At 61.9% G+C, this 16,138-nt stretch carries 14 protein-coding genes; 4 read left to right on the top strand and 10 right to left on the bottom strand.

Annotated features, from left to right (window positions below; genetic code table 11):
• Positions 1-96: 96 nt before the first annotated feature.
• Positions 97-1,410 carry a glutamate/aspartate:proton symporter GltP gene (gene gltP / locus K5R89_RS13580; protein WP_004206354.1) on the top strand — a complete coding sequence of 438 codons (1,314 nt, stop codon included), beginning with the start codon at positions 97-99 and terminating at the stop codon, positions 1,408-1,410.
• A gap of 34 nt (positions 1,411-1,444) precedes the next feature.
• Here gltP and K5R89_RS13575 read toward each other — a convergent pair whose 3' ends face one another.
• Complete coding sequence (locus K5R89_RS13575; RefSeq protein WP_110237806.1) at positions 1,445-2,131, bottom strand: tetratricopeptide repeat protein; 687 nt, start codon at positions 2,129-2,131, stop codon at positions 1,445-1,447.
• Between the two features lie 197 nt (positions 2,132-2,328).
• The gene (gene fdhF / locus K5R89_RS13570) at positions 2,329-4,476 is read right to left on the bottom strand and encodes a formate dehydrogenase subunit alpha (protein ID WP_077598907.1); all 2,148 of its coding nucleotides are present in this window, start codon (positions 4,474-4,476) and stop codon (positions 2,329-2,331) included.
• Positions 4,477-4,749: 273 nt separating this feature from the next.
• Here fdhF and K5R89_RS13565 point away from each other — a divergent pair, with 273 nt between their 5' ends.
• Complete coding sequence (locus K5R89_RS13565; RefSeq protein ID WP_044525150.1) at positions 4,750-5,478, top strand: response regulator; 729 nt, start codon at positions 4,750-4,752, stop codon at positions 5,476-5,478.
• Between the two features lie 40 nt (positions 5,479-5,518).
• Here K5R89_RS13565 and K5R89_RS13560 read toward each other — a convergent pair whose 3' ends face one another.
• The 4 genes from K5R89_RS13560 to K5R89_RS13545 all read right to left on the bottom strand — a co-directional run bounded on the left by K5R89_RS13560 (position 5,519) and on the right by K5R89_RS13545 (position 10,097).
• Entirely contained in the window at positions 5,519-6,535 is a 1,017-nt protein-coding gene (locus K5R89_RS13560) for a carbohydrate kinase family protein (protein WP_032454581.1), read from the bottom strand.
• Between the two features lie 74 nt (positions 6,536-6,609).
• A complete protein-coding gene (locus K5R89_RS13555; RefSeq protein ID WP_032454582.1) occupies positions 6,610-7,551 on the bottom strand; it encodes an ABC transporter substrate-binding protein in 942 nt (313 codons plus the stop codon).
• A gap of 30 nt (positions 7,552-7,581) precedes the next feature.
• Positions 7,582-8,580 (bottom strand): ribose ABC transporter permease, encoded by a 999-nt coding sequence (locus K5R89_RS13550; RefSeq protein ID WP_023291658.1) that lies wholly within the window; start codon positions 8,578-8,580, stop codon positions 7,582-7,584.
• Positions 8,577-10,097 (bottom strand): sugar ABC transporter ATP-binding protein, encoded by a 1,521-nt coding sequence (locus tag K5R89_RS13545; protein ID WP_048296446.1) that lies wholly within the window; start codon positions 10,095-10,097, stop codon positions 8,577-8,579. Before K5R89_RS13545 ends, K5R89_RS13550 begins: the two co-directional genes overlap by 4 nt.
• A gap of 179 nt (positions 10,098-10,276) precedes the next feature.
• On the opposite strand from K5R89_RS13545, the gene K5R89_RS13540 reads away from it, so the two are divergent.
• Both K5R89_RS13540 and yjdP read left to right on the top strand, forming a co-directional pair.
• Entirely contained in the window at positions 10,277-12,562 is a 2,286-nt protein-coding gene (locus K5R89_RS13540) for an ATP-binding protein (protein WP_217259472.1), read from the top strand.
• 70 nt (positions 12,563-12,632) lie between these two features.
• A complete protein-coding gene (gene yjdP, locus K5R89_RS13535; protein ID WP_217259473.1) occupies positions 12,633-12,944 on the top strand; it encodes a DDRRRQL repeat protein YjdP in 312 nt (103 codons plus the stop codon).
• 22 nt (positions 12,945-12,966) lie between these two features.
• Here the strand turns inward: yjdP and phnP are convergent, their stop codons facing one another.
• Genes phnP through phnL form a run of 4 tightly spaced genes read right to left on the bottom strand, consistent with a single transcriptional unit; the run spans position 12,967 to position 16,117 of the window.
• The gene (gene phnP / locus K5R89_RS13530; RefSeq protein ID WP_101989609.1) at positions 12,967-13,725 is read right to left on the bottom strand and encodes a phosphonate metabolism protein PhnP; all 759 of its coding nucleotides are present in this window, start codon (positions 13,723-13,725) and stop codon (positions 12,967-12,969) included.
• Positions 13,726-13,740: 15 nt separating this feature from the next.
• Positions 13,741-14,304 (bottom strand): ribose 1,5-bisphosphokinase, encoded by a 564-nt coding sequence (gene phnN / locus K5R89_RS13525; RefSeq protein ID WP_023291663.1) that lies wholly within the window; start codon positions 14,302-14,304, stop codon positions 13,741-13,743.
• Positions 14,304-15,440, bottom strand: coding sequence for an alpha-D-ribose 1-methylphosphonate 5-triphosphate diphosphatase (gene phnM, locus K5R89_RS13520; RefSeq protein ID WP_023291664.1), 1,137 nt, complete (start codon positions 15,438-15,440; stop codon positions 14,304-14,306). Before phnM ends, phnN begins: the two co-directional genes overlap by 1 nt.
• Positions 15,437-16,117 (bottom strand): phosphonate C-P lyase system protein PhnL, encoded by a 681-nt coding sequence (gene phnL, locus K5R89_RS13515; RefSeq protein ID WP_110237804.1) that lies wholly within the window; start codon positions 16,115-16,117, stop codon positions 15,437-15,439. Before phnL ends, phnM begins: the two co-directional genes overlap by 4 nt.
• Positions 16,118-16,138: the final 21 nt, after the last annotated feature.

The following is a 16,138-nucleotide window of genomic DNA, read 5'->3' as shown; positions in this document are numbered from 1 at the left end:
TTAAATAACCCCACAAAGCAACGCAACACAATTCATACCCCCTGCAGTGGGTACCATGACGAAAAGGAATGGTGCCTTTCATTGAGGAAGTCAGTAGTGAAGAAAACAAAAAAAGTCAGTCTGGCCTGGCAAATTTTGCTAGCCCTGGTGCTGGGTATCCTTTTGGGCAGTTATCTGCATTACCACGCCGAAAGTCGCGATTGGTTGATTAGCAATTTGCTGACGCCGGCGGGCGATATCTTTATCCATCTGATTAAAATGATCGTAGTCCCGATTGTTATTTCGACCCTGGTGGTCGGGATTGCCGGCGTGGGCGATGCCAAACAGTTAGGCCGGATCGGCGCCAAAACCATTATCTATTTCGAAGTGATCACCACGGTGGCGATCGTGCTGGGTATCACCCTGGCCAACGTCTTCCAGCCGGGAACGGGCATTGATATGTCGCAGCTGGCGGCGGTTGATATTTCGAAATACCAGAACACCACCGCTGAGGTGCAGAGCCATGCGCATGGCCTGATGGGCACCATCCTGTCGCTGGTGCCGACCAACATCGTGGCGTCGATGGCGAAAGGCGATATGCTGCCGATTATTTTCTTCTCGGTGCTGTTTGGTCTGGGGCTCTCCTCGCTGCCGGCGACGCACCGTGAGCCGCTGGTGACGGTCTTCCGCTCCATCTCCGAAACCATGTTCAAAGTCACCCATATGGTGATGCGCTATGCGCCGATCGGGGTGTTCGCCCTGATTTCAGTGACCGTCGCCACCTTTGGTTTCGCCTCGCTGTGGCCGCTGGCCAAGCTGGTGCTGCTGGTTTACTTCGCGATCCTGTTTTTCGCGCTGGTGGTGCTGGGGATTGTCGCCCGCCTGTGCGGCCTGAGCATCTGGATCCTGATCCGCATCCTGAAAGATGAGCTGATTCTGGCTTACTCCACCGCCAGCTCCGAGAGCGTGCTGCCGCGTATTATCGAGAAAATGGAAGCCTATGGCGCGCCGGCGTCGATCACCAGCTTCGTGGTGCCGACCGGCTACTCCTTTAACCTCGATGGCTCAACGCTGTATCAGAGCATCGCGGCGATCTTTATCGCCCAGCTGTACGGCATCGACCTCTCCATCTGGCAGGAGATCACCCTGGTACTGACCCTGATGGTGACCTCGAAAGGGATCGCCGGCGTGCCGGGCGTCTCTTTTGTGGTGCTGCTGGCCACCCTGGGCAGCGTCGGGATCCCGCTGGAGGGCCTTGCCTTTATCGCCGGCGTCGACCGTATCCTCGACATGGCGCGTACCGCGCTGAACGTGGTGGGCAATGCGCTGGCGGTGCTGGTTATCGCCAAGTGGGAGCATAAGTTCGACCGCAAAAAAGCGCTGGCGTATGAACGCGAAGTGCTGGGCAAGTTTGATAAAACCGCGCAATAAAACACAAAGCCCGGCGCGGGCGCCGGGCTTTTTCTTATCCTTTACTGATCCTGTCAAACTCTTCGCAGCCGGTATCAAACCCCTCCAGGCAACTGACGTTAAGCCAGTGCAGCGCCTTCTGCTTATTCGGTTCGATAAAGCCTTTCTCTCCCTGCTGGAACATCATCCCGGCCCAGTATTCGGCATAGCCGGTCCGCGAGAGCGCCGAGCTGCCTTTAAAGTAGGCGCTCGCTTTCACATCATCTTCCGGGCCGTGCACGCCGCTGGCGTAGATCAGCCCCAGCAGCATCTGGGCGTCTACCGCCGCATCGCTTTCGCTGTCCCGGGCGGCATCCTGCAGAAGCGTGATGGCGTGCGCCACGTTGGTGGGGCCGGCCTGACGGTTCACCAGCACTCGCGCGAGGACGATCTCCCCGGATTTACTGCCGGCCTCGACGGCTTTTTCCGCCAGCTGGCGAGCCTGCGGATAGTCCGCCTGCTGCGGATTGCGAATTTTTAGCTGCGCCAGCAGGGCCAGCGCGTCGCCATCGCCCTGCGCCGCTGCTTTCTGTGCCCAGAATTCGGCTTTCTGATAATCGCCGGAGCTAACCCAGGTATCCGCAAGGTAATATTGCGCGCGTCGATCGCCGGCTTCCGCCTGCTGTTGATACCGGCTACCCGGTTCGGTGGCCACCGCTGCGCCGCTGGTAATGACCAGTAAAAATAAAAAGAGGTATTTCATTTGTATTTATTATCAGCAAGGAACATAGCGCGCAGTATAAAGGGAGGCGAAAAAGAAGAAAATGACAGGGATCGGTAGGTAGAGCGGATTCTCTCTACCTACCGCAGGTACGCGGGCACGGCGCCGCTTGTATGCCGGGTGGCGGCTGCGCCAGATCCGGCCTACGCATCGCGCGAGCCGGATCAGGCCGCCGAACCTTAACCCATCGCGCTTTCGCGCAGGCGGGATTTCAGCTTATTGTACTCGTCGATCACGTACTGTTCCGCCGCGCGCTGATCGGCAATCCGCTCAACGTTGACCGCGCAGTACTTGTACTCCGGCGTTTTGGTTATCGGGCTCAGGTTCTCCGACACCAGCTCGTTACAGGCGCCAATCCACCACTGGTAGGTCATATACACCGCCCCTTTGTTCGGCCGGTCGCTGACCTGCGCGCGGGTGATGATCCGACCCTTGCGCGAATTCACCCACACCAGCGCTTCATCCTCAATGCCTAACCGTTCGGCGTCGGCGGTGTTGATCTGCGCATAGCCAGGCTCATCCGCCAGCGCCGCCAGCGCCGCGCAGTTACCGGTCATTGAACGGCACGAGTAGTGGCCGACTTCGCGCACCGTCGACAGCACCATCGGGTACTCGTCGGTGAGCTTATCGATCGGCGCGACCCAGTCGCAGGTGAAGAACTGCGCCAGCCCGTTCGGGGTATCGAACTTCTCTTTAAACAGATACGACGTCCCCTGATCGGCGTCGGACTCATCGCGGCACGGCCACATGACGTAGCCAAGCTCACCCATTTTCTCGTAGGTGGCGCCGTAGAAGTCCGGGCACAGATGCCGCAACTCGTCCCAGATCTCCTGGGTGTTGTTATAGTGCATCGGATAACCCATCCGGGTGGCGATTTCGCTGATGATCTGCCAGTCGGTTTTCAGGTCCCACTTCGGCTCTACCGCTTTAAAGAAGCGCTGGAAGCCGCGATCCGCTGCGGTGTACACGCCTTCGTGCTCGCCCCACGAGGTGGACGGCAGGATGACGTCGGCCGCGGAGGCGGTTTTGGTCATGAAAATGTCCTGGACGATAACCAGCTCCAGATCGTCGAACGCTTTGCGCACCGCCGAGAGTTCGGCATCGGTCTGCAGCGGATCTTCACCCATAATGTACGCCGCCCGCACTTCGCCGTGCGCCGCGCGGTGCGGCAGCTCGCTGATGCGATAGCCGGTATGTGCCGGCAGGCTGTCGACGCCCCAGGCTTTGGCGAACTTCTCGCGGTTTTCCGGGAACTTAACGTACTGATAGCCCGGATAGGTATCCGGCAGCGCCCCCATATCGCAGGCGCCCTGGACGTTGTTCTGGCCGCGCACCGGGTTGACGCCGACGCTCGGTTTGCCGAGGTTGCCGGTGAGGATCGCCAGGCTGGTCAGCGAACGTACGGTCTCCACGCCCTGGTAGAACTGGGTCACGCCCATGCCCCACAGAATGGCGGCGGATTTGGCGCTGGCGTACATCCGGGCGCAGGCGCGGATCTCCTGGGCGCTGACCCCGGTGATCTCCTCCACCGACTCCGGCGTATAGCCTTCAACGATTTTGCGATACTCCTCGAAGCCTTCGGAACGGCTGGCGACGAAGGATTTATCGTACAGATCCTCTTCAATAATCACGTGGCCAATGGCGTTGAGCAGCGCGATATTCGAGCCGTTCTTCAGCGCAATGTGCATATCGGCGATGCGCGCGGTTTCAATTTTGCGCGGGTCGCAGACGATAATTTTCGCCCCGTTGCGTTTAGCGTTAATGACGTGATTCGCCACGATAGGGTGGGAATCCGCCGGGTTGTAACCGAAGATAAACACCAGATCGGTGTTATCAATCTCCGTGATGGCATTACTCATGGCGCCATTACCGACCGACTGGTGCAGACCTGCAACCGAAGGGCCGTGTCAGACGCGAGCGCAGCAGTCGACGTTATTGGTACCAATAACGGCGCGCGCGAATTTTTGCATCACATAGTTGGTTTCATTACCGGTACCGCGGGAGGAGCCGGTGGTTTGGATCGCATCCGGGCCATATTTGGCTTTAATGGCGCTGAGGCGAGTGGCGACGTAATCCAGCGCCTCATCCCAGGAGACAGCTTCCAGCTTGCCGCCGCGTTGACGACGGATCATGGGGGTTTTCAGGCGCGGCGTCAGGATCTGGGTATCGTTAATAAAGTCCCAGCCATAATAGCCCTTCAGGCACAGGGTTCCCTGGTTGGTTTTCCCCTGCGCCGCTTCAGCCCGAACGATTTTGCCGTTATCGACCACCAGGTTGATTTTGCAACCTGATGCGCAATACGGGCAAACCGTGACGACTTTTTTCATCGGTCTTGCTCCAGTTATTCAATGGGCGCGTTTGCGCTATCGCGCCGTCACTATGCATCTTCTATGCCATATTTTCATTGTGGGTATTCCTTGATGATACGTGGCTTTTTTGGGCGAAATGCTGACGAAAAACAGCCTGTCGACAGATTTGACGTGTCGATACCCTGGAGATGTGACGGCGCTTGAAAAAATGTCACCGTAAGAGGAATTTGTCGGCGCAGCCTTGCAGAATCGATCAGACTGACACTAACTCCCCCGCGGGCAGAGGCAAAGATGAAACCGGTCATTTTAGTGGTTGATGACGACATAGCGATGGGCGAGCTGCTCAGCGATGTGCTCGGCGCGCACGCGTTTGAGGTGCTGGTCTGCCAGACCGGCGGCGACGCGCTGGCGACGGTGGCGCAGCGGGCGGACATCGCGCTGGTTTTGCTGGATATGATCCTGCCGGATACCCATGGTTTGCAGGTGCTCCAGCAGCTGCAGCGCACGCGGCCTGAGCTGCCGGTGGTGATGCTCTCCGGCCTGGGCAGCGAGTCCGATGTGGTGGTGGGCCTGGAGATGGGCGCCGATGATTACATCGCCAAACCGTTCAGTTCGCGGGTGGTGGTCGCCCGGGTGAAGGCGGTGCTGCGGCGCAGCGGGGCGCTGGCCAGCGAGGCGCCGGGCGGCGTCGCCGGCCTGACGTTCAACGGCTGGCGGCTGGATACCACCCGCTGTGAGCTGTATAACCCACAGCAGCAGGCGATCCCGCTGACTCAGGGAGAATACGGTTTGCTGCTGGCGCTGGCGCAGAACGCCCGCCGGGTGCTGAACCGTGAACAGCTGCTGGCGCTAACCCATACCGAAAGCACCGAGGTGTTCGATCGCACCATCGATGTGCTGATCATGCGCCTGCGGCGCAAAATCGAATTGAACCCGCATCAGCCGACGCTGATTAAAACGCTGCGCGGCCTGGGCTATGTCTTTTCCGCCGACGTGACCCACAGCGAGAAGGCGGCGTAGGGCGGGGGCTGTCTAACCGGCCTGCCCATTGCTGGCGGTGTTAACCCCTCTCACTATTCTGCAACTGAATAAACGCCTGCAGCTCAGAGAGCGTTTTGGCGCCGTCGATCGCATTGGCGGCCTGCAGGCTGGCGCGGGCGCAGGCATGAGCCAGCTGCAGACTGTCGGTTAACGGCCAGCGTTCGTGGCTGCCGTACAGCAGGCCGGCGCAGAAGGCATCTCCGGCGCCGACGCTGCCGACAATCTCCTCCGGCGGCAGCCGCCATGACGGTACCCAGCGCCCGGCTTCGGTACGGGAGACGCCCCATGCCCCCTCCGGACAGTGGATCACCACTCGCTGGCGCACGCCTGCGTCAAGCAATGCGCTGGCGGCGCGGGCGATATGGGCGACGTGCGGCTCGCCGTTGGGTAGACGAATCTCCAGCCCGCTAAACTCGCTGGCTTCCAGCTCATTGATGGTCAGGTAGTCAAGATGCGCCAGCGCCGGCAGGACCAGCGGGCGGTAGCGCGGGTCGCCCTTGCGCGACACCAGATCGAGGGAAACCTCATAGCCTCGCTCGCGCATCTGCGCCAGCAACCGCGCGCTGCGGGTGCCGTACTCTTCGTCGGGGCGATCGAGACTCTCAAGCAGCAGCAGATAGCCGAGATGGAAAATTTTCAGCGGCGCATCCAGCGGCTCAAAGGCCGGAAGGTCAAGCAGGCGGTTGGCGCCGGGAGAGTGAAAGAAGGTGCGCTGGCCTTCGGCGTCGGTCATCACCTGAGTCATTGAGGTGGGGGCGGAGCTGGTGCGCTGCACAAGCTGGCGATTGATATGGTACTGATCGAGCATGGCGGTAATGTAGTCGCCATCGTTATCCTCGCCAATCAGGCCGACCGCCTGCAGCGGCAGTCCGGCGTGCATTTTGGCCAGGGTCAGCAGGACATTCAGCGGCGCGCCGCCGGTGGCGCGTTCGCTGTGAATAATTTCCACCAGCCAGCCGCGCTCCGGCCACTGTCTGATCTGGTGAACATGATCGACCAGCATGTTGCCTGCGGCAATGATGCCTTTGCGTTCCATGATCGCTACTCCGCGCCGTCATACCTGTTAAGCGTAGCGCACAATCGACGGAACGATTGTGCGCCCGGTTGCGCTTATTTCACGGTCCAGCCTTTGTAAGAGCTGACGTTGTTTTTGTCGATCATGGTCACCGGGATCAGCACCGGCGCGGTTGGGGCCGGTTTGCCCTGCAGGATGTTGTAGCCAATTTCCACCGCCTTCGCCGCCATCACCTGCGGATCCTGCGCCGGCGTCGCGACGAACAGCGAGTTCTTACGCTTCAGCGCCTCTTCGCCGTCCGGGCTGCCGTCGACGCCGACGATGAAGAACTCGCTGCGCTGCGCCTGTTTCGCCGCCAGATCGGCGCCAATCGCCGTCGGATCGTTGATCGCGAACACGCCGTCAATCTTCGGATTGGCCGCCAGCAGGGAGGTCATCACCTCCAGTCCGCCTTCCCGGCTGCCTTTCGCGTTCTGGTTGGAGGACAAAATTTTAATATCCGGGTGTTTTTTGAACTCCGTTTCGCAGCCTTCGACGCGGTTTTGTACGGCGGAGACCGGCGGCCCGTTGATGATCACCACGTTGCCTTTGTTGTTCAGACGGTCGCTAATGTATTTACAGGCCAGCTCGCCCGCCTGGGTGTTATCGGAGGTGATGGTGGCGTCGGCCCCTTCGGCGGCAACGTCAACCGCCACCACCACGATCCCGGCCTCTTTGGCCCGCTTCACCGCCGGGCCAATGCCTTTCGAATCGGCGGCGTTGAGGATAATCATATCGACCCTGGCGGCGATAAAGTTGTCGATCTGCGCCACCTGCTGGCCCAGGTCGTAGCCGCTGGAGACCAGCGTCACTTTGACGTTATCCCCCGCCAGCTTGCGGGCTTCCAGCTCCGCGCCCTTGGTGATCTGCACAAAAAACGGGTTGGCAAGGTCGCCCACCGTCACGCCTATCGCTTTCAGCTCTTTGGCCGACGCAAAGGGGGAGGCGGCCAGCAGCGCGCCAGCACACAGCGCGGTGACTATCGGTTTTAAACGCATTCGCTTTTCCTCGCAGGTAAGATGGTGTTGTTATGCACTTTGATGGTGTCGGGTACGGTATTTGTCGATCAGCACCGCAATGATGATCACCGCCCCTTTGATCACCAGTTGCCAGAAGTAGGAGACCCCCATCAGGGTCATACCGTTATTGAGGGTGGCGATAATCAGCGCCCCCACCAGCGTACCGGTGATGGTGCCGATGCCGCCGACGAAGCTGGTGCCGCCGAGAATGACCGCGGCGATGGCGTCCAGCTCGTAGCCGACCCCGAGGTTGCCGTTGGCGCTGTACAGCCGGGAGGCGCTCATCACCCCGCCAAGGCCGGAGAGCAGGCCGCTCATGCCATAGACAAACAGCAGCACCAGCCAGACTTTGATGCCGGTCAGCCGCGCCGCCTGCATGTTGCCGCCCACCGCGTAGATATGCACCCCAAGGGTGGTTCGGCGCAGGATAAACCAGCACACCGCGATAACCGCCAGGGCGATGACCACCAGCCACGGCACCGGGCCGAGGTAGTCATTGCCGATCCACTCGAAGCTGATATCGGAGTTGATTACCGTGGTGCCGTCGGCCAGCAGATAGGCGGCGCCGCGCAGCGCCGTATAGGTGCCGAGGGTGACGATAAACGGCGGTAGCCCGGCGAAGGCCACCAGCGCGCCGTTGAACAGCCCAAGCAGCAGGCCGAGCATCAGCGCCGCCGGAATCGACAGCAACGCCAACTCCGGGATCAGCGAGACCACCATTGCCGCCACCGCGGTGGTGCCGAGAATGGAGCCGACGGAGAGGTCAATGCCGCCGGTGAGGATGATGAAGGTCATTCCCGCCGCCAGCACAATGTTGATCGAGGCCTGGCGGGTAATATTCAGCAGATTGCTTTCCGTGAAGAAGTTGGGGGCGATAAAGCCGAAAACGGCGACGATCAGGATGAGGATCGGCAGAATGCCGACGGTCTGCATCAGGTCGCCCATCAGCATTTTTTTCGCCGAAGCGGATGTCGCGACCGGCGCGGAGGTCTCTTTCGGTATGCTCATAGTTGCCCTGCCTTAAGGTGAGAATCGTTCACGCCGGTGGCCAGCGTCATGATCTGTTCCTGGCTGATATCGCCGGACTGCAGCTCGCCGGCGATAGTCCCTTCGCGCATCACATAGACCCGGTCGCTCATGCCCACCACTTCAGGCAGTTCGCTGGAGATCATCAGAATAGCGACGCCCTGGCGCGCCATGTCGTTCATGATGCGGTAAATCTCGCTTTTCGCGCCGACGTCGACGCCGCGGGTGGGTTCATCGAGGATCAGAATGCGTGGGCCAATCGCCACCCAGCGCGAAATTAACAGCTTCTGCTGGTTGCCGCCGGACAGTCCGCCGGCGCGCACCTGGGCGTGCGGCACGCGGATGTTCAGCAGCTGGATGGCGTCATCGGAAATAGTTTGCGCCTTACGGCGATTGAGCATCCCCCAGGTCGCGTCGCGCTCCAGCGTCGCCATGGTGATGTTTTCCTGGGCCGCCAGTTCGAGAAACAGGCCCTGCTCTTTGCGATTTTCGGTCAGAAAGCCGATTCCATGGTCGATGGCTTCGCGCGGCGAGTGGATCACCACCGGCTCGCCGTCGATCTCGATCACCCCGCCGGTGGCTTTGCGCACGCCAAAGATCAGCTGCGCCAGCTCGGAGCGTCCGGCGCCGACCAGCCCGGCGAGGCCGACGATTTCGCCAGCATGCACCACCAGGCTGCTGGGCTTAACCTTGCCGCCATCGGTCAGATCCTCGACCCGCAGGCGCGGCTGGCCGCGGGGAATATCGCGCTCTTTATTGAACAGATCGCTGAGCGGACGGCCGACCATCATGCGCACCAGCTCCGGCGCATTGAGCTTGTCGCGCACCAGGCTGCCGACATACTGCCCATCGCGCAGGACGCTGACCCGGTCGGAGAGCTCATACACTTCCGCCATGCGGTGGCTGATATAGATGATCGCCATCCCCTCGTCACGCAGGCGCAGGATGAGGTCGAACAGGCGCTGGGTTTCCCGCGAGGAGAGGGCGGCGGTGGGTTCATCCATCACCAGAATGCGGCTTTGACGGTGCAGAGCGCGGGCGATCTCCACCTGCTGCTGTTCGGCGATGGTCAGGGTCATCACCCGGTCGCTGGCCTTGAACTGGGCGCCGAGACGGTCGATCACCGCCTGCGCCTGGCTGAGCATCGCTTTGCGCTGCACCAGGCCACCGCGCGCCAGCTCGCTGCCGAGAAAGATGTTTTCCGCGACGGTCAGGTTCGGCGCCAGCTGCATCTCCTGGTAGATCAACGTGATCCCGGCGGCCAGCGCGTCCTTGGGGCCGCGGATCGTTTGCGGTTTCCCGTCGATCAGGATCTCGCCGCTGGTGGCGGTATAGGCGCCGGCGAGGATCTTCATCAGCGTGCTTTTTCCGGCGCCGTTTTCCCCCATCAGGGCATGGATCTCGCCGGGCCAGACCGTCAGGTCGACGCCCTTCAGCGCGTAGAATTTGCCAAAAGCTTTGGCGATATGGCGCATTTCCAGTACCGGGGTGGCGGTCATCACGGCGCTCCTGTCTGCGAGAACAATAGCTGCAGTCCACCACCGGAAAATAAATGCAGGATGTCAGAATCCATTCATATTTGTCATAGTGATAAATAGTTAACCGCGATCACAGTTACGCGGCGTCATTTTCTGCACCGTCACGCTTATCTGCCGACCGTTCCTTCACCGGAGTTGCTATGACCGCTCGCCGACACCCGTTTTTCACCAGCGCCCGTGGCCGCCTGCTCTCCTTTAATCTGCTGATGGTGGTCGTCACCCTGCTGGTGAGCGGCGTGGCGGTGTTCGGCTTTCACCACGCCAGCCAGCTGCAGGAGCAGGTGCAGCGCCAGACCCTCAACGATATGCGCGGCAGTATGGATCTGGCGCGGGACACGGCGAATGTCGCCACGGCGGCGGTGCGCCTGTCGCAGGTGGTGGGCGCGCTGGAGTACAAAAGCGAAGCGGAACGGCTGCTGGCGACGCAGCAGGCGCTGAAGCACTCGCTGGCCCAGCTGGCGGCGGCCCCGCTGGCGCAGCAGGAGCAGGCGCTGGTGGCCAGTATTATTCGCCGCAGCAACGCGCTGCAGCAGAGCGTGGCGGAGATGCTGGAGCGCGGCCAGCGCCGCCATCTGCAGCGCAATGCGCTGCTGAGTTCGCTTTACCAGAATCAGAGCAACCTGCGCCATCTCGCCGATCTTAACGATCGCGGCGGGGAGCGGACGATCGATCCTCGCCGGCTGGCCGAGATGGACCGGCTGATCGTCGCCGCGATCCATACCGTCACGCCGCGGTCGATCGTCCTGCAGCTCGACCAGCTGCGCGGCGACCTGCCGGCCCATAGCGCCGATCCCGCGCTGGCGTTTGTTCTCCCCGACGTCACCCGGGAGCTGGCGAAACTTGCCCCGCTGTCGGCCCAGTTGGAGGAGAGCGACCTGACGATCAGTTGGTACATGTACCACATCAAAGCGCTGGTCGCGCTGCTTAACGACGACATCAATCAGTACGTGACCCGGGTGGCGGAAGCCTCCGAACAGCGGGCGGCGCAGAGCCATCGGGAGCTGCGCTCCATCAGCATGTTTATTCTGCTTTCCGCGCTGCTGGCGCTGGCGATCACCGGCTGCGCCGGGTGGTACATCTACCGTAACCTGGGCTCTAATCTGACCGCTATCTCGCGGGCGATGTCGCGGCTGGCTCAGGGAGAGCCGAACGTCTCGGTGCCGGCCCTGCAGCGGCGCGACGAGCTGGGCGAACTGGCGCGCGCCTTTAACGTTTTCGCCCGCAATACGGCGTCGCTGGAGCATACCACCCGGCTGCTGAAAGAGAAGACCACCCAAATGGAGATCGATCGGATTAAGCGCCAGGAGCTGGAGGAGGCGCTGCTGCACAGCCAGAAGATGAAGGCCGTCGGCCAGCTGACCGGAGGCCTGGCGCATGATTTTAACAACCTGCTGGCGGTGATCATCGGCAGCCTTGAGCTGGTGGAGCCGAATGCGCAGGATGCGCCGCGCCTCACCAGGGCGCTGAAGGCGGCGGAACGCGGGGCGCTTCTGACCCAGCGGCTGCTGGCCTTTTCGCGCAAGCAGGCGCTGCATCCCCAGGCGGTGGCGATGGCGCCGCTGCTGGAGAACCTCAGCGAGCTGATGCGCCACTCCCTGCCGGCGACCTTGAGCCTGGAGATTGAGGCGCAGTCGCCGGCATGGCCGGCATGGATAGACGTCGGCCAGTTGGAAAACGCCCTGATCAACCTGGTGATGAACGCCCGCGACGCCATGGCCGGGCGCACGGGCGTCATTAAAATTCGCACCTGGAATCAGCGGGTCACTCGCAGCAGCGGCCAGCGGCAGGATATGGTGGCCCTGGAGGTGATCGATCACGGCAGCGGCATGTCGCAGGCGGTGAAAGCCCGGGTGTTTGAACCCTTCTTCACCACCAAAGCCACCGGCAGCGGCAGCGGCCTGGGGCTGTCGATGGTGTATGGCTTTGTGCGCCAGTCGGGCGGCCGGGTGGCGCTGGAGAGCGCGCCGGGGCAGGGGACGACGGTGCGGCTGCAGCTGCCCCGGGCGATGACCGAGGTCGGGAAGGCGGTGGCGCCGGTGGAAGACGAACCCATCCCGGCGGGAGAGCGGCTGGCGCTGGTGCTGGAGGATGAAGAGGATGTTCGCCAGACGCTGTGCGAGCAGCTGCATCAGCTGGGCTGGTTGACGCTGGAAACCGCCAGCGGGGAAGAGGCGCTGCAGCTGCTGGAGGCCTCGCCGGATATCGCCCTGTTGATCAGCGATTTGATGCTGCCCGGCGCGCTGAGCGGCGCCGATGTGATCCATACCGCCCGACGCCGCTTTCCGGCGCTGCCGGTACTGCTGATCAGCGGTCAGGATTTGCGCCCGGCGCAGAACCCGGCCCTGCCGGAGGTGGAGTGGCTGCGTAAGCCCTTTACCCGCGCCCAGCTGGCGCAGGCGCTAAGCGCGGCGTACGCGAGGATTTGAGATTCCTCCGCTACCCGGGCGGCATGCCGTTGATTAAGGTAGCGGCAGGACTCTGATGAGATTGGCCCCGATGAAACGTTACGCAACCGCACTGCTCTTTTGCACTCTGTCGCTGACCAGCCTGGCCGCTCGCGCCGATATTATCGATGACGCGATCGGCAATATTCAGCAAGCCATTAACGACGCCTATAACCCGGGCAGTAGCCGTTCCAGTGACGACGACGACAGAGACAACGACGATGGCCGTTATGATGACGGGCGCTATCAAGGGAGCCGCCAGCAGAGTCGTGACAGCCAGCGCCAGTATGACGATCGGCAACGCCAGCTGGACGATCGCCGCCAGTTAGAAAGCGATCAGCGTCGTCTGGACGATGACTATTGATCGCCCCGCTGCAGACCGACGCTTAATCCAGTACTATTTCCATCCCGTCATAGCCCGCTTCGAAACCTTCCGGTAGCGGGTTATCCATCATCCAGACGTCAAACTGATGGCTGATATGGGTGAGGATCACTCGCGGACAGCCTATCGCCTGGTTAAGGGCGCGAACGGTAGTGAAATCGTTGTGGTTACGCGGGGTCTGCGCGCGCGGCTCATGGCTGCAGTCGATGATCATCGCCTGCGGGCGATTGTTGAGTAAAAACTTCAGCGTCTTGTCAGGCAGCCCGGCGGTATCCGAGAGCCAGGCCACCCGACTGTGGGCCGACTCCAGCAGATAACCGAAGGTGAGCTTCGAATGGTTGAGCGGCAGGGGCGTCACCCGCAGGCCCTGCAGCTCAAACACCACAAACGGCGTGACGGTATGGCTGAAGTCGAGCAGGCCGGGGTGCTTGAGCAGATCGTCGCAGCCGGCGTCGTCCGGCGGGCCATAGACCGGGATCGGCCCGCCCACGCCCCAGCGCAGCGGAAACAGCCCCTGCACATGATCCAGGTGATAGTGGGTTAGCAGCACTTGCTGAAAGCTGCCGGCGGGATGATGTTCCATCAGATCCGGCCTGCCGGCGTCCAGCAGCGTCACTGCGCTGTTGAACGTCACCACCCCGCTGCAGGGGCGGCGGCGATGGCTTTCCTCACGGCGGGCGCGGTGGCAGGCCGCGCAATCGCAGCCGAAGACCGGCACCAGCTGAGCGCCGCCGGTGCCGGTTAAGCGGAGGGTCAGGCTCATCGTGTCACCTTGTGTTTATATCAGCGGATCCGCTTCGCGCACCGCGTGGCTGCGCAGCAGGCGGAAAAATTCATCGACCGATTGTCGGAGACTGCCGTCGTTATTCAGCGTCAGGCAATCGTCCGGCTTATAGCGCGCGGCGCGGTCCAGACGCTGGGCGATGTCCACCGCATTTTCCCGGCCGCGCTGCTCCAGCCGCTGGCGCAGCACCGGCGGCGAGACGGCGAGACAGATCGGCACCAGCACCTCGCCGTAGCGTTCCCGCGCCAGCGCCAGATGGGCGCGGGAGCCATTGGCCACTACGTCGAAGCCGGCGTGCAGCCAGAGGTCGATCTCCACGCCAATGCCATAGTAAGTATGGTTGGCGTGCCAGCTGAGGGCAAAGAGATGCTGCTCGGCGCGGGTAAAAAATTCATGTTCGCTGAGGGCGATATGGTTTTCGTTACCGGCGTTAAAGGGCCGGGTAATGTAACGATGCGCCACCAGCAGCTGCGGGTGCTCGCGCTGGCGCAGCGCCGCCAGCAGGCTGTCTTTACCGGAGCCGGAGGGCCCCACCAGCCAAATCAGTTTCCCCGGCATTAAAAGACCCTCCTTCCCTGGCGCCAGACATGGTCGATGTGGACATGCTCGCCGCGACGGTGCGCCAGCACCAGGTCGGCGCGTTTCCCCTCGGCGATGACGCCGCGATCGTCAAGGCCCAGCGCCTGCGCCGGATGTTTGCTGACCAGACGGATCGCCTGCGCCAGGGTGAAGGCGTTATCCTCGGCGTCGGCGATGCGGAATGCGGCATCCAGCAGGCTGGCGGGGTAGTAGTCGGAAGAGAGAATGTCGAGCAAACCGTGGTTCGCCAGCTGGTGGGCGGCGACGTTGCCGGAGTGGGAACCGCCGCGCACGATATTCGGCGCCCCCATCAGGACGTGCATCCCGCGCTGACGTGAAGCCTGCGCCGCGGCCAGGGTGGTAGGAAACTCGGCGATCACGCTACCCAACTGGTGGGATTCAGCCACATGCGCCTCGGTGGCGTCGTCGTGGCTGGCGAGGGCGATACGGCGGGCGCGGCACATGGCGGCAATGGTCTGGCGATTGGGCTGCGACCAGGTGGCGGCCAGGGCCATCTGCTCGGCTTCAAAACGATCCATCTCGTCATGCGTCAGATGGTACTTTCCCTGATAGTAATCGCGGTACTTGCTGCGATCGGCATACTGGCGCTGGCCCGGGGAGTGATCCATCAGCGAGACCATGCTCACCGATTCGCGCTCGATCAGCTTTTCAAACAGCGGCAGCGTGGTGTGATGCGGCAGCTCGCAGCGCAGGTGCAGACGGTGCTCGGCGCGGTTAAGACCACGCTTTTGCGTCTCTTCCACCGCATTGACCATCTTCTCCAGATTCTCAAGACGATCGCCGCCATCGCGCACGTCGCCAATCGCCACGGCGTCGAGCACGGTGGTGATACCGCTGGCGACCATCATTGCATCGTGGCTGCTCATCGCCGAGTGGGCCGGCCAGTCCACCTTCGGTCGCGGGGTAAAGAATTTGTCGAGGTTATCGGTATGCAGTTCGATAAGGCCCGGCAGCAGCCAGCCGCCTTCGCCATCCAGCGCCTGCGGCAGCCGGCTCTGGCTTTCCGCGAAGGCGAGAATGCGACCGCCCTGGACTTCCAGCGAACCGTGTACCACGTCGTCGTCGAGCACCAGATTTACGTTATTGATAATCATGCTGTCATTCCCATGGGGTGCAGCCGGTCGGCGACCTGGCGGCGTACCCCTTCGTCATGGAAAATCCCGACGATGGCCGCGCCGCGCGCTTTGGCATCGTGGATCAGGTCGACCACGGCAGCACTGTTTTTGGCATCCAGTGAGGCGGTGGGTTCATCGAGGAGCAGGATCGGATAGTCGACCGCAAAACCGCGGGCGATATTGACCCGCTGCTGTTCGCCGCCGGAAAAGGTCGACGGCGCAAGATGCCACAGACGTTCGGGAACGTTGAGGCGGGTCAGCAGCTGGGCGGCTTTGGCGGCGCTCGCTTCATGCGGCCTCCCGAGGTCGAGCAGCGGCTGCATCACCACCTCCAGCGCCGAAATGCGCGGGATCACCCGCAGAAACTGGCTGACCCAGCCGATGGTGGTTTGACGCACTTCCAGCACCTTGCGCGGCGTGGCGGTGACCAGATCGACCCATTCGTCGCCGTGGCGGATATGAATATGGCCGCTGTCCGGCAGATAGTTGGCGTACAGCGAGCGCAGCAGGGTCGATTTGCCGCTGCCGGAGTGGCCATGGAGCACCACGCACTCCCCGGCGTTAACGGTCAGCGAGGCGTCGGCCAGCACCGGCAGACGCACGCCGTGCTGCTGGTGCAGAACAAAGGTTTTATGAATGTTTTCAACGCGGATCATGTTAGCCCTCACGGGGTTGAG

The organism is Klebsiella sp. TF21-TM, from assembly GCF_019753495.1.
In the GTDB taxonomy this organism is placed as follows: Bacteria; Pseudomonadota; Gammaproteobacteria; order Enterobacterales; family Enterobacteriaceae; genus Klebsiella; species Klebsiella quasipneumoniae.
This window is presented reverse-complemented; position numbering and strand designations above follow the sequence as displayed.

Coding starts and splice junctions, on each gene's coding strand:
- K5R89_RS13575 (WP_110237806.1), bottom strand. CDS start 2,131: ATGAAATACCTCTTTTTATTTTTACTGGTCATTACCAGCGGCGCAGCG.
- K5R89_RS13565 (WP_044525150.1), top strand. CDS start 4,750: ATGAAACCGGTCATTTTAGTGGTTGATGACGACATAGCGATGGGCGAG.
- K5R89_RS13560 (WP_032454581.1), bottom strand. CDS start 6,535: ATGGAACGCAAAGGCATCATTGCCGCAGGCAACATGCTGGTCGATCAT.
- K5R89_RS13555 (WP_032454582.1), bottom strand. CDS start 7,551: ATGCGTTTAAAACCGATAGTCACCGCGCTGTGTGCTGGCGCGCTGCTG.
- K5R89_RS13550 (WP_023291658.1), bottom strand. CDS start 8,580: ATGAGCATACCGAAAGAGACCTCCGCGCCGGTCGCGACATCCGCTTCG.
- K5R89_RS13545 (WP_048296446.1), bottom strand. CDS start 10,097: ATGACCGCCACCCCGGTACTGGAAATGCGCCATATCGCCAAAGCTTTT.
- K5R89_RS13540 (WP_217259472.1), top strand. CDS start 10,277: ATGACCGCTCGCCGACACCCGTTTTTCACCAGCGCCCGTGGCCGCCTG.
- yjdP (WP_217259473.1), top strand. CDS start 12,633: ATGAAACGTTACGCAACCGCACTGCTCTTTTGCACTCTGTCGCTGACC.
- phnP (WP_101989609.1), bottom strand. CDS start 13,725: ATGAGCCTGACCCTCCGCTTAACCGGCACCGGCGGCGCTCAGCTGGTG.
- phnN (WP_023291663.1), bottom strand. CDS start 14,304: ATGCCGGGGAAACTGATTTGGCTGGTGGGGCCCTCCGGCTCCGGTAAA.
- phnM (WP_023291664.1), bottom strand. CDS start 15,440: ATGATTATCAATAACGTAAATCTGGTGCTCGACGACGACGTGGTACAC.
- phnL (WP_110237804.1), bottom strand. CDS start 16,117: ATGATCCGCGTTGAAAACATTCATAAAACCTTTGTTCTGCACCAGCAG.